At 59.4% G+C, this 12,051-nt stretch carries 13 protein-coding genes; 10 read left to right on the top strand and 3 right to left on the bottom strand.

Annotated elements, in window-relative coordinates; genetic code table 11:
• Nucleotides 1–9 precede the first annotated feature (9 nt).
• Nucleotides 10–741: a YiaD family glycine zipper/OmpA-like lipoprotein gene (locus BM019_RS04240; RefSeq protein ID WP_009045527.1), complete on the top strand. Its 732-nt coding sequence runs from the start codon at nt 10–12 to the stop codon at nt 739–741.
• A gap of 183 nt (nt 742–924) precedes the next feature.
• On the opposite strand, the gene BM019_RS04235 is transcribed toward BM019_RS04240, so the two are convergent.
• Entirely contained in the window at nt 925–1,359 is a 435-nt protein-coding gene (locus BM019_RS04235) for a Z-ring associated ZapG family protein (protein ID WP_007928428.1), read from the bottom strand.
• Between the two features lie 144 nt (nt 1,360–1,503).
• Between BM019_RS04235 and BM019_RS04230 the strand changes: the two genes are divergently transcribed.
• The 3 genes from BM019_RS04230 to zapE all read left to right on the top strand — a co-directional run bounded on the left by BM019_RS04230 (nt 1,504) and on the right by zapE (nt 4,695).
• Nucleotides 1,504–2,133 carry an alpha/beta hydrolase gene (locus tag BM019_RS04230; RefSeq protein WP_037035259.1) on the top strand — a complete coding sequence of 210 codons (630 nt, stop codon included), beginning with the start codon at nt 1,504–1,506 and terminating at the stop codon, nt 2,131–2,133.
• A 24-nt stretch (nt 2,134–2,157) separates the two neighbouring features.
• Nucleotides 2,158–3,513 (top strand): tryptophan--tRNA ligase, encoded by a 1,356-nt coding sequence (locus tag BM019_RS04225; protein ID WP_092417684.1) that lies wholly within the window; start codon nt 2,158–2,160, stop codon nt 3,511–3,513.
• A gap of 87 nt (nt 3,514–3,600) precedes the next feature.
• On the top strand, nt 3,601–4,695 hold the full coding sequence (gene zapE, locus BM019_RS04220; protein WP_092417683.1) for a cell division protein ZapE: 1,095 nt from the start codon (nt 3,601–3,603) through the stop codon (nt 4,693–4,695).
• A gap of 47 nt (nt 4,696–4,742) precedes the next feature.
• Here the strand turns inward: zapE and BM019_RS04215 are convergent, their stop codons facing one another.
• Entirely contained in the window at nt 4,743–5,642 is a 900-nt protein-coding gene (locus tag BM019_RS04215; RefSeq protein ID WP_172963002.1) for a GlxA family transcriptional regulator, read from the bottom strand.
• A 226-nt stretch (nt 5,643–5,868) separates the two neighbouring features.
• Here BM019_RS04215 and BM019_RS04210 point away from each other — a divergent pair, with 226 nt between their 5' ends.
• The gene (locus BM019_RS04210; RefSeq protein WP_175510588.1) at nt 5,869–7,023 is read left to right on the top strand and encodes an acyl-CoA dehydrogenase family protein; all 1,155 of its coding nucleotides are present in this window, start codon (nt 5,869–5,871) and stop codon (nt 7,021–7,023) included.
• A 63-nt stretch (nt 7,024–7,086) separates the two neighbouring features.
• On the opposite strand, the gene BM019_RS04205 is transcribed toward BM019_RS04210, so the two are convergent.
• A complete protein-coding gene (locus BM019_RS04205) occupies nt 7,087–8,124 on the bottom strand; it encodes an NADP(H)-dependent aldo-keto reductase (RefSeq protein WP_092417682.1) in 1,038 nt (345 codons plus the stop codon).
• Between the two features lie 246 nt (nt 8,125–8,370).
• Here BM019_RS04205 and rplM point away from each other — a divergent pair, with 246 nt between their 5' ends.
• The 5 genes from rplM (at nt 8,371) to BM019_RS04180 (ending at nt 12,049) form a co-directional block, all read left to right on the top strand.
• Complete coding sequence (gene rplM / locus BM019_RS04200; protein WP_007928449.1) at nt 8,371–8,799, top strand: 50S ribosomal protein L13; 429 nt, start codon at nt 8,371–8,373, stop codon at nt 8,797–8,799.
• A gap of 14 nt (nt 8,800–8,813) precedes the next feature.
• Nucleotides 8,814–9,206, top strand: a complete 393-nt coding sequence (rpsI, locus tag BM019_RS04195; RefSeq protein WP_003228056.1) for a 30S ribosomal protein S9 — start codon at nt 8,814–8,816, stop codon at nt 9,204–9,206.
• A gap of 256 nt (nt 9,207–9,462) precedes the next feature.
• The gene (gene petA / locus BM019_RS04190; RefSeq protein WP_009045522.1) at nt 9,463–10,056 is read left to right on the top strand and encodes a ubiquinol-cytochrome c reductase iron-sulfur subunit; all 594 of its coding nucleotides are present in this window, start codon (nt 9,463–9,465) and stop codon (nt 10,054–10,056) included.
• Nucleotides 10,056–11,267, top strand: a complete 1,212-nt coding sequence (locus tag BM019_RS04185) for a cytochrome b (protein ID WP_007928456.1) — start codon at nt 10,056–10,058, stop codon at nt 11,265–11,267. Before petA ends, BM019_RS04185 begins: the two co-directional genes overlap by 1 nt.
• Nucleotides 11,267–12,049, top strand: coding sequence for a cytochrome c1 (locus tag BM019_RS04180; RefSeq protein ID WP_007928459.1), 783 nt, complete (start codon nt 11,267–11,269; stop codon nt 12,047–12,049). Before BM019_RS04185 ends, BM019_RS04180 begins: the two co-directional genes overlap by 1 nt.
• The last annotated feature ends 2 nt before the right edge of the window (nt 12,050–12,051 follow it).

Raw genomic sequence — 12,051 nt, 5'->3', positions numbered from 1 at the left:
AGCTTCTCCATGTTCACCTCGCGTCGTTTGATCGTTGTTGCTACCGCTGTGGCCTTGTTGTCCGGCTGTGCTTCGCCTAACCCCTATGACAATCAGGGGCAGGCCGACGGCTCCACGGGCATGAGCAAAACTGCAAAATACGGTGGCCTGGGTGCCTTGGCCGGTGCGCTGGCCGGTGCCGCCATCGACCACAACAACCGTGGCAAGGGCGCGCTGATCGGCGCCGCGGTAGTCGGCGCTTCCGCCGCCGGCTACGGCTACTACGCCGACCAGCAGGAAAAGAAACTGCGTGCCAGCATGGCCAATACCGGGGTCGAAGTGCAGCGCCAGGGCGATCAGATCAAACTGATCATGCCGGGCAACATCACCTTCGCCACCGATTCGGCGAACATCGCCCCAAGCTTCTATCAACCGCTGAACAACCTGGCCAACTCCCTCAAGGAGTTCAACCAGAACCAGATCGAAATCGTCGGTTACACCGACAGCACCGGCAGCCGCCAGCACAACATGGACCTGTCCCAGCGTCGCGCCCAGAGCGTGGCGACCTACCTGACCTCTCAAGGTGTCAGCGGTGCCAACCTGTCGGCCCGTGGCGCTGGCCCGGATAACCCGATCGCCAGCAACGGCGACGTCAATGGCCGTGCGCAGAACCGTCGGGTGGAAGTGAACCTCAAGGCGATTCCTGGCCAGCAGTATGGTGGTCAGCAGCAACAGCCGGGTACGGTTCAGCAGTATCCGTAACTGATCGTTTGAATGAAGAAATGCCCGATCCTGTGATCGGGCATTTTTGTGTGTGGCCTTTGCCGACCTCTTCGCGGGCTTGCCTGCGAAGAGGTCGGCACAGTCGCTATCAAATCACCAGATACAAAAAAGCCCCCGGACAACCGAATGGTCCGGGGGCTTTTTATTGGACGCGAAGCCTGATTACTTCTTCAGACCATAATGCTCGTCGAGCATGCCAGGCGCGTTAGGCGTCTTTGGCGCGTAGTCCCTTGGCGGTTCCTGGTCGCGCGGTGGCGTCAGGCGTTCCCGTGGAGCCTGCACCGAGTCGGAGTGCAGCGCGGCCAGCAGGCGTTGGCGGGTCAACTCGTCCAGGGCCAGGCGGTTGGCGCCCTCGGCGAGGTGGTCCTGCACTTCCTGATAGCTTTGAGTGAGTTTTTTCACCAGGGTGGCGGTGCTGTTGAAGTGGGTGACCACTTCGTTCTGATAGCTGTCAAAACGTTCCTGAATATCATCCAGCTGACGTTGCGTGCGGTTAGGCGCGGCATTCGGCAGCAGGCGAGCGACCAGAAATCCAATGGCGACACCCGCGATCAGGGCAAGAGTCGGCAACAACCAAACTAAGAGCGAGTGTTCCACGAGTCCTTCCTCTATAAACGGCTTTGCTTTACGTTAACGGCTCGAACCTGCGCTGTATACCGCGATTCACTCGCAATAGATTGGCACAGACAATTTGCTAGACGAGTCGACCCGATTCGAGGTCACGGAGTTCCTTCCTTGCTTATGCGTGAAACCCCCGTAGTGATTGCCGGCCCGGTCGGTCAACTGGAAGCCTTGTATCTGGATGTCGCCGACGCCCGTGGCGTGGCGCTGATCTGCCATCCGAACCCGGTGCAGGGCGGCACCATGCTCAACAAGGTGGTCTCGACCCTGCAACGTACGGCGCGTGACGCCGGCCTGATCACCTTGCGTTTCAACTACCGTGGCGTCGGCGCCAGCGAAGGCAGCCACGACATGGGCAGCGGTGAAGTCGACGACGCGCAGGCGGCTGCCGAATGGCTGCGGGCCAGGCACCCGGACTTGCCGATGACCCTGCTCGGCTTCTCCTTCGGCGGCTTCGTCGCCGCAAGCCTCGGCGGACGCCTGGAAGCCCGCGGCGAGCCGCTCAAGCACCTGTTCATGGTTGCCGCCGCCGTGATGCGTTTGCGCGATAGCGACCTGCTGCCGCAGAACTGCCCGCTGACCCTGATCCAGCCGGAAACCGACGAAGTGGTCGACCCGCAGCTGGTCTACGACTGGTCCGACGCGCTTGAGCGCCCCCATGAGCTGCTGAAAGTGGCAGAATGCGGACACTTTTTTCATGGCAAGCTCACCGATCTCAAGGATCTGGTGCTGCCACGACTCTCGAATTGATTGCAGTCTGATAAGCGATTACCCATGACTACTCGTACGCGCATCCTCACCGGCATCACCACCACCGGCACGCCGCACCTGGGCAACTACGCCGGCGCCATCCGCCCGGCGATCCTCGCCAGCCGCGACAGCAATGCCGATTCGTTCTACTTCCTGGCCGACTATCACGCGCTGATCAAGTGCGATGACCCGCTGCGTATCCAGCGCTCGCGCCTGGAAATCGCCGCGACCTGGCTGGCCGGTGGCCTGGATGTGGAACGCGTGACTTTTTACCGCCAGTCGGACATCCCGGAAATCCCGGAACTGACCTGGTTGCTGACCTGCGTGGCGGCCAAGGGCCTGCTCAACCGTGCTCACGCCTACAAGGCTTCGGTGGATAAAAACGTCGAGACCGGCGAAGACCCGGATGCCGGCATCACCATGGGCCTGTACAGCTACCCGGTGCTGATGGCCGCGGACATCCTGATGTTCAACGCGCACAAGGTGCCGGTCGGTCGCGACCAGATCCAGCACGTGGAAATGGCCCGTGATATCGGCCAGCGCTTCAACCATCTGTTCGGTCAGGGCAAGGAATTCTTCACCATGCCCGAGGCGCTGATCGAGGAAAGCGTCGCCACCTTGCCGGGCCTCGATGGCCGCAAGATGTCCAAGAGCTACGACAACACCATCCCGTTGTTCAGCAGCGCCAAGGACATGAAGGACGCGATCTCGCGCATCGTCACCGACTCCCGCGCTCCTGGCGAAGCCAAGGACCCTGACAACGCTCACCTGTTCACCCTGTTCCAGGCTTTCGCGACGCCGGCCCAGGCCGACGAATTCCGCAGCGAGCTGCTGCAGGGCCTGGGTTGGGGCGAGGCGAAGAATCGTCTGTTCCAGCTGCTGGACAACCAGTTGGGCGAGGCGCGCGAGCGTTATCACCAGTTGATCGAGCGTCCTTCGGACCTGGAAGACATCCTCCAGGCCGGCGCCAAGAAAGCCCGCGCCGTGGCCACGCCATTCCTCAACGAGCTGCGCGAGGCCGTGGGCCTGCGTTCGTTCGTCAATCAGGTACAAGTGGCGGCGACCACCAAGAAGAAAGCGGCCAAGGCCGCGCGCTTCGTCAGCTTCCGTGAAGACGACGGCAGCTTCCGTTTCCGCCTGCTGGCCGCCGATGGCGAGCAACTGTTGCTGTCGCGCAACTTTGCCGATGGCAAGACTGCAGGTGCGGTGACCAAGCAACTGCAAGCCGGCCAGGCGCTGGATCTGCGCAGTGAAGCGCTGGGTTTCAGTGTCTGGTTGGAAGGCGAGTGCGTGGCCGACAGCCCGGCCTTTGCCGACGCGGCGGCCCGCGATGCGGCAATCGATGCGCTGCGCGTCGCCCTGACGCCTGTGCAGGACTAACCGCAATCTCCCGACCAAGGGCTGATTGCCATTCTCCAGGGCCGTCGCTACAGTGACGGCCCGTTTTTGTTGCCTTGCTAACGAATTATGACGCCCCTAGAACGATACCAAGCTGATCTGAAACGCCCGGAGTTCTTCCACGACGCTGCGCAGGAAACTGCCGTGCGTCATTTGCAGCGCCTGTACGACGATCTGATCGCCGCGTCGAACAACAAGCCGGGCCTGCTGGGCAAGCTGTTTGGCAAGAAAGACCAGGTGCCGGTCAAGGGCCTGTACTTCTGGGGCGGAGTAGGGCGTGGCAAGACGTATCTGGTCGATACCTTCTTTGAAGCCCTGCCGTTCAAGCAGAAGGTCCGTACTCACTTCCACCGCTTCATGAAGCGTGTGCACGAAGAGATGAAGACCCTGGGCGGCGAGAAGAACCCGCTGACCATCATCGCCAAGCGCTTCGCCGATGAGGCCCGGGTGATCTGCTTCGACGAATTCTTCGTTTCCGACATTACCGATGCCATGATCCTCGGCACGCTGATGGAAGAGCTGTTCAAGAACGGCGTGACCCTGGTGGCGACCTCGAACATCGTGCCGGACGGTCTGTATAAGGATGGCCTGCAACGTGCGCGTTTCCTGCCGGCCATTGCCCTGATCAAGCAGCACACCGAGATCGTCAACGTCGACAGTGGCGTCGACTACCGCCTGCGTCACCTGGAACAGGCCGAGTTGTTCCACTTCCCGCTGGACGAAGCGGCCCACGAAAGCCTGCGCAAGAGCTTTCGCGCGCTGACGCCGGAATGCACCCAGGCGGTGGAAAACGATGTGCTGATCGTCGAGAACCGCGAAATCCGCGCCCTGCGTACCTGCGATGACGTGGCCTGGTTCGACTTCCGCGAACTGTGCGATGGCCCACGCAGCCAGAACGACTACATCGAACTGGGCAAGATCTTCCACGCCGTGCTGGTCAGCGGTGTCGAGCAGATGAGCGTCGCCAACGACGATATCGCCCGTCGCTTCATCAACATGGTCGACGAGTTCTACGACCGTAACGTCAAGCTGATCATTTCCGCTGAAGTCGAGCTCAAGGATCTGTACACCGGCGGTCGCCTGACCTTCGAGTTCCAGCGCACCCTCAGCCGTCTGCTGGAAATGCAGTCCCACGAGTTCCTCTCGCGGGCGCACAAGCCTTAACGGTTTCCAGATAAAAAGAAGGGCCTGCATTGCAGGCCCTTTTTCATTTACGCGGCTTGTTGGTGAAACTGCTGCCGGTACTGGTTCGGTGACAGCTCGGTGTGCTGGCGGAACAGGCGGGCGAAGAAGCTCGCATCGTCATAGCCGACCTCGTAGCTGATGGTCTTGATGCTCTTGCGCGTTCCCGAGAGCAGGCCCTTGGCGGTTTCGATGCGCAGGCGCTGCAGGTAATGCAGGGGTTTGTCGCCGGTGGCGGTCTGGAAGCGGCGCATGAAATTGCGAATGCTCATGCCATGTTCGCGGGCTACGTCCTCGAAGCGGAACTTGTCGGCGAAGTGCTCTTCGAGCCAGTGCTGGATCTGCAGGATGATCACGTCCTGATGCAGCTTCTGGCCGCCAAAGCCGATACGCCCCGGGGAATAGCTGCGCTGCACTTCATAAAGGATGTCGCGGGCCACGGCCTGGGCCACGTTGGCGCCGCAGAAACGCTCGATCAGATAGATGTACAGGTCACAGGCCGAAGTGGTGCCGCCGGCGCAATACAGGTTGTCGGCGTCGGTCAGGTGCTTGTCCTGATTGAGTTGGACCTTGGGGAAGCGCTCGCTGAAGGCATTGAAGAAACGCCAGTAAGTGGTGGCTTCCTTGCCGTCGAGCAACCCGGCTTCGGCCAGCCAGAACACCCCGGTGGCCTCGCCGCAGAGCACGGCGCCGCGGGCGTGTTGCTGGCGCAGCCAGGGCAGGATCTGTGGATAACGTTGGCAGAGGGTTTCGAAATCGTCCCAGAACGCCGGGAGGATGATCACGTCGGTATCTTCCAGGCCGCCGTCCACCGGCATGATCACGTTGCTGAAACTGCATACCGGTTTGCCATCGGGGCTGACCAGGCGGGTTTCGAAGGCCGGGGTCAGGCCCTGGCCCAGCTGCTTGCCGTAGCGCAGGCTGGCCAGATGGAAGAAATCCTTGGCTTGCATGAGGGTGGAGGCGAAAACCCGGTCGATGGCCAGGATGCTGACGCGCCGCAAGGGCGTGGAGGTTTGGTTAGACATAATTCAATTGTTCTTATAGGGGAAAGTGGTCACCAGACGGCTGGATCGTCTTATTTTTTGTCGGAAGTGTCCAGTGTCCTGTGTCGTACGCGTGGGCTTAGGCTCTGTGGGCCAATCCCGGCTAACAATAACGACAGGTGGCCCCATGATCCCCAGAACCTTGTTCAGCTCCGAGCATGAGCTCTTTCGTGACAGCGTACGTACCTTCCTGGAAAAGGAGGCCGTACCGTTCCATGGGCAATGGGAAAAACAGGGCTACATCGACCGCGCCTTGTGGAACAAGGCCGGTGAGGCGGGAATGCTCTGCTCCCATCTCCCCGAGGAGTACGGCGGACTGGGGGCTGACTTCCTCTATAGCGCGGTAGTGATCGAGGAGGTAGGGCGCCTTGGTCTGACTGGTATCGGCTTCTCCCTGCATTCCGATATCGTCGCGCCTTACATCCTGCATTACGGCAGCGAGGAGCTTAAGCACAAGTACCTGCCGAAACTGGTGTCCGGCGAGATGGTCACGGCCATCGCCATGACCGAGCCGGGCGCCGGCTCCGACCTGCAGGGGGTCAAGACCACTGCAGTGCTGGACGGTGACGACTATGTGATCAACGGCTCCAAGACCTTTATCACCAACGGCTATCTGGCCGATCTGGTGATTGTCGTGGCCAAGACCGATCCGAAGGCCGGCGCCAAGGGCACCAGCCTGTTCCTGGTAGAGGCGGATACGCCCGGTTTTTCCAAGGGCAAACGCCTGGAAAAGGTCGGGATGAAGGCCCAGGACACTTCCGAGCTGTTCTTCCAGGACGTCCGCGTACCCAAGGAAAACCTGCTGGGGCAGGCCGGAATGGGCTTTGCCTATCTGATGCAGGAGCTGCCGCAGGAGCGTTTGACGGTGGCGGTAGGCGGTCTGGCGTCAGCCGAGGCGGCATTGCAGTGGACCCTGGAGTACACCCGCGAGCGCAAGGCTTTCGGCAAATCGATCGCCGACTTCCAGAACACCCGCTTCAAACTGGCGGAAATGGCCACCGAGATCCAGATCGGCCGGGTCTTCGTCGACCGCTGCCTGGAATTGCATCTGCAAGGCAAGCTCGATGTACCGACCGCCGCCATGGCCAAGTACTGGGGCACGGACCTGCAATGCAAGGTGCTCGACGAATGCGTGCAGTTGCACGGCGGTTACGGCTTTATGTGGGAGTACCCGGTGGCCCGGGCCTGGGCGGATGCGCGGGTGCAGCGGATCTATGCCGGGACTAACGAGATCATGAAGGAAATCATCGCGCGTTCCCTGTAGCGCGTTGTCTCCCGAGTAGAGGCGAGCTTGGCGGGCCAGCTCGCTTCTATTCGGGAGGGCAGGTTACGGCGCCGGGTTCGGGTGGTCCTTGTGGATCGCCTCGATGCCGGCCAGCACCTCATTCGACAGCTTCAGCTCAAGGCTGGCGATATTGCTGTCCAGTTGTTCGAGGGTGGTCGCACCAATAATGTTGCTAGTGACGAACGGTTGCTGGGTGACGAATGCCAGGGCCATTTGCGCCGGATCCAGGCCGTGCTCGCGGGCCAGGGCGACATAGCGGCTGCAGGCCGCTTCCGATTGCGGGTTGAAGTAGCGGCTGAAGCGGCTGTACAGGCTCAGGCGGCCTTTGGCCGGGCGGGCGCCGCCTTCGTATTTGCCGGAGAGGAAGCCGAACGCCAGTGGCGAATAGGCCAGCAATCCACATTGTTCGCGAATGGCGATTTCCGCCAGGCCCACTTCAAAGCTGCGGTTGAGCAGGTTGTAGGGGTTCTGGATCGATACCGCCCGTGGCCAGCCGCGGCTCTCGGCCAGGGCCAGGAACTTCATGGTGCCCCAGGGCGTTTCGTTGGACAGGCCAATGTGGCGGATCTTGCCGGCCTTGACCTGCTCGTCCAGGGCTTCGAGGGTTTCCTCCAGCGGGGTGAAGTCTTCTTCCTTGTGCTTGTAGCCCAGTTGGCCGAAGAAGTTGGTGCTGCGCTCTGGCCAATGCAACTGGTAGAGGTCGATCCAGTCGGTCTGCAGGCGCTTGAGGCTGGCGTCCACGGCTTCGACTATGTGCTTGCGGTTGTGTTTGAGCTGGTTGTCGCGGATGTAGTCGATGGTGTTGCCGGGGCCGGCGATCTTGCTGGCGAGGATCCAGTCGGCGCGATCGCCGCGAGCCTTGAACCAGTTACCGATGTAGCGCTCGGTGGTGGCGTAGGTTTCGGCCTTTGGCGGCACCGGGTACATCTCGGCGGTGTCGATGAAATTGATCCCTGCAGCCTTGGCCCGTTCGATCTGGGCTAAGGCCTCGGACTCGCTGTTTTGCTCGCCCCAGGTCATGGTTCCCAGGCAGATTGCACTCACGTTCAGGTCGGTCCGGCCTAGCTGGCGATAGTCCATCGGGTGCTCCTTCGGCAAAACAATCATAAAAGCAGGTTGAATTTTTTTTCGCAATCTGCATAATTCCGCAGCTCTTTCTGCAGTGGAAGTGATGCGCCGCCTGCCGAAGAATCTTGCCGTATAACGGACGCGCTGACCCGAGCCCCCGATAGCGTCTGTATCCGGCTGCCTTTGACTTGTCAAAGTACGCACTATTCAGTAAGATCCGCCGTCTAATTTACAGGGCGGCCCCTGAGGCTATAAAGAATGAAAACTTTTACTGCTAAACCGGAAACAGTTAAGCGCGACTGGTTTGTCGTCGACGCTGCTGGTCAGACCCTGGGTCGTCTGGCCACCGAAATCGCGAGCCGTCTGCGTGGCAAGCACAAGCCTGAGTACACCCCTCACGTCGACACCGGTGACTACATCGTCGTGATCAACGCTGAGCAAGTACGTGTTACTGGCGCTAAAACCACTGACAAAATGTACTACTCCCACTCCGGTTTTCCGGGCGGCATCAAGTCGATCAACTTTGAAAAGCTGATCGCCAAGGCCCCTGAGCGCGTGATCGAGACCGCGGTAAAAGGCATGCTGCCTAAGAACCCGCTGGGTCGCGACATGTACCGTAAGCTGAAAGTCTATGCGGGCGCTGCACACCCTCATACTGCTCAGCAGCCCCAAGAACTGAAGATTTAACGGAATAGTTCATTATGTCGGCGACTCAAAATTACGGCACTGGCCGTCGCAAGACTGCAACCGCACGCGTTTTCCTGCGTCCGGGCACTGGCAACATCTCCATCAACAACCGCTCCCTGGATAACTTCTTCGGCCGCGAAACTGCCCGCATGGTAGTTCGTCAGCCGCTGGAACTGACCGAGACCGTCGAGAAGTTCGACATCTACGTCACCGTTATCGGCGGTGGTGTGAGTGGCCAAGCTGGCGCAATCCGCCACGGCATCACTCGCGCTCTGATGGATTACGACGAAACTCTGCGCAGCGCTCTGCGTAAAGCCGGTTTCGTAACCCGTGATGCGCGTGAAGTTGAACGTAAGAAAGTTGGTCTGCGTAAAGCGCGTAAGCGTCCGCAGTACTCGAAGCGTTAATTCGCTTTCGCGTTCAAAAAACGCCCAGTCTCCTTACGGAGCTGGGCGTTTTTTTATGGGCGATTATTTTGCGCTGTGACAACTTGCCACATCTGCAGAGCCCCTATACTACAGGGCTTGGGGCAGGGCCAAGTTGGTAATTACCTTGTCAGAGTAGGGGCTTTTCATTACCATTCGGCAAAATTTTTATAAGTTCAGATTTTTACTTAGTAGATGCCTGATTTAACAGGCCACAAAGCTGATGGGAGAGGACTGAATGAGCAATGACGGCGTGAATGCAGGCCGGCGTCGCTTCCTTGTAGCAGCCACATCCGTGGTGGGTGCTGCAGGAGCGGTGGGGGCTGCGGTCCCGTTCGTGGGGTCATGGTTTCCCAGTGCCAAGGCGAAAGCCGCAGGGGCACCGGTGAAAGTGAATATCAGCAAGATCGACCCAGGTCAGCAGATGATTGCTGAGTGGCGTGGTCAGCCGGTATTCATCGTCCGCCGCACACAGGAAATCCTGGGGAATCTCAAAAAGATCGAGGGTCAACTTTCCGACCCCGACTCCAAGAACTCTGTCCAACCAACCTACGTCGACCCGCAAGTGCGTTCGATCAAGCCAGAGATTCTGCTGCTGATCGGTATCTGCACCCACCTGGGTTGCTCACCGACTTTCCGCCCTGAAGTGGCGCCTGCGGATCTGGGCAAGGATTGGGTAGGTGGCTATTTCTGCCCTTGCCACGGTTCCCACTACGATCTGGCTGGCCGCGTCTACAAGTCGCAACCCGCGCCTTTGAACCTGCCAGTACCCCCGCATTCCTATGAGTCGGACGACCTTATTGTCATCGGCGTCGATACGGAGAAAGCGTGATGAGCAAGTTCATGGATTGGGTTGATGCGCGCTTCCCCGCGACCAAAATGTGGGAAGACCATCTCAGCAAGTATTACGCCCCGAAGAACTTCAACTTCTTCTACTTCTTTGGTTCCCTGGCTCTGTTGGTTCTGGTTAACCAGATCGTCACCGGTGTCTGGCTGACCATGAGCTACACCCCGTCGGCGGAAGAGGCTTTCGCTTCCGTCGAATACATCATGCGCGACGTCGAGTACGGCTCGATCCTGCGTCTGCTGCACTCCACTGGTGCCTCGGCGTTCTTCATCGTGGTCTATCTGCACATGTTCCGTGGCCTGCTCTACGGTTCGTACCAGAAGCCGCGTGAGCTGGTGTGGCTGTTCGGCATGCTGATCTACCTGGCGCTGATGGCCGAAGCCTTCATGGGGTACCTGCTGCCTTGGGGGCAAATGTCCTATTGGGGCGCCCAGGTGATCATCTCGTTGTTTGGTGCGATCCCGGTCATCGGTAACGACCTGACCCAGTGGATTCGTGGTGACTACCTGATTTCCGGTATTACCCTGAACCGCTTCTTCGCCTTGCACGTAGTGGCCCTGCCAATCGTGATTCTCGGTCTGGTGGTGCTGCACATCCTGGCGCTGCACGAAGTCGGTTCGAACAACCCGGATGGTGTGGACATCAAGAAGCACAAAGACGAAAACGGCGTACCGCTGGATGGCATCGCTTTCCACCCGTACTACACCGTGAAAGACATCGTCGGCGTGGTGGTGTTCCTGTTCATCTTCTGCTCGATCGTGTTCTTCTTCCCGGAAATGGGTGGTTATTTCCTTGAGAAGCCGAACTTCGAACAGGCCAACCCGTTCAAGACGCCTGAGCATATTGCCCCGGTTTGGTACTTCACCCCGTTCTACGCGATTCTGCGCGCGGTTCCGGACAAGCTCTTGGGTGTCATTGCGATGGGCGCGGCGATCGCCGTGCTGTTCGTGCTGCCATGGCTTGACCGCAGTCCGGTCAAATCCATGCGCTACAAGGGCTGGCTGAGCAAGATCTGGCTGGTGGTGTTCTGCATCTCGTTCGTGATCCTGGGGATCCTCGGCGTTCTGGCGCCGACGCCGGGTCGTACGCTGCTGTCGCAGGTATGTACCTTCCTGTACTTCGCCTACTTCATTCTGATGCCGTTCTACACCAGGCTCGAGAAGACCAAACCGGTTCCGGAAAGGGTGACTGGCTGATGAAAAAGCTATTTGCTGTACTGATTCTTGCTGCTATGCCTGTACTGTCCTTTGCGGCCGAACACGGTGGTCCCGAGCTGGAAAAAGTCGACATCGACGTCTCCGACAAGGCCGCTATGCAGGATGGCGCACGGACATTCGCCAACTACTGCATGGGCTGTCACAGCGCCAAGTTCCAACGCTATGAGCGCGTTGCCGACGATCTGGGGATTCCTCACGATCTGATGATGAGCAAGCTGGTGTTCACTGGTGCGAAAATCGGCGATCACATGAGTATCGGCATGCAGCCGGCTGACGCCAAGACCTGGTTCGGCGCGGCTCCGCCCGACCTGACCCTGGTGGCTCGTGTGCGTGGTACCGACTGGCTCTATGGTTACCTGCGCTCCTTCTACGAAGACCCTGCGCGTCCATGGGGCGTGAACAACAAGGTCTTCCCGAACGTAGGTATGCCTAACGTCCTGGTCGGCCTGCAGGGTCGCCAGGTTGTTGGCTGCAAACAGGTGCAGATCGTCGAAGACGGCAAGAAGCAATACGATCCGCTGACCGGTACCGCTTTGACCCATGAAGCTTGCGACCAGCTGACCGTGCTGCCAAAAACCGGCACGCTCAACGAAGAGCAGTTCGACGAGAAGGTCAAGAACCTGGTGACCTTCCTGGCCTACTCGGCCAACCCGGTCAAGCTGGAGCATCAACGTATCGGCACCTATGTGTTACTGTATCTGGCCTTCTTCTTCGTATTCGCCTATCTGCTCAAGCGCGAATACTGGAAAGACGTTCATTGATA

Origin of the sequence: Pseudomonas sp. NFPP07 (assembly GCF_900115645.1) — a bacterium.
Classification (GTDB): Bacteria; Pseudomonadota; Gammaproteobacteria; order Pseudomonadales; family Pseudomonadaceae; genus Aquipseudomonas; species Aquipseudomonas chlororaphis.
The sequence above is the reverse complement of the archived record's forward strand: the minus strand, read 5'-3'. Positions and strand labels throughout refer to the sequence as shown.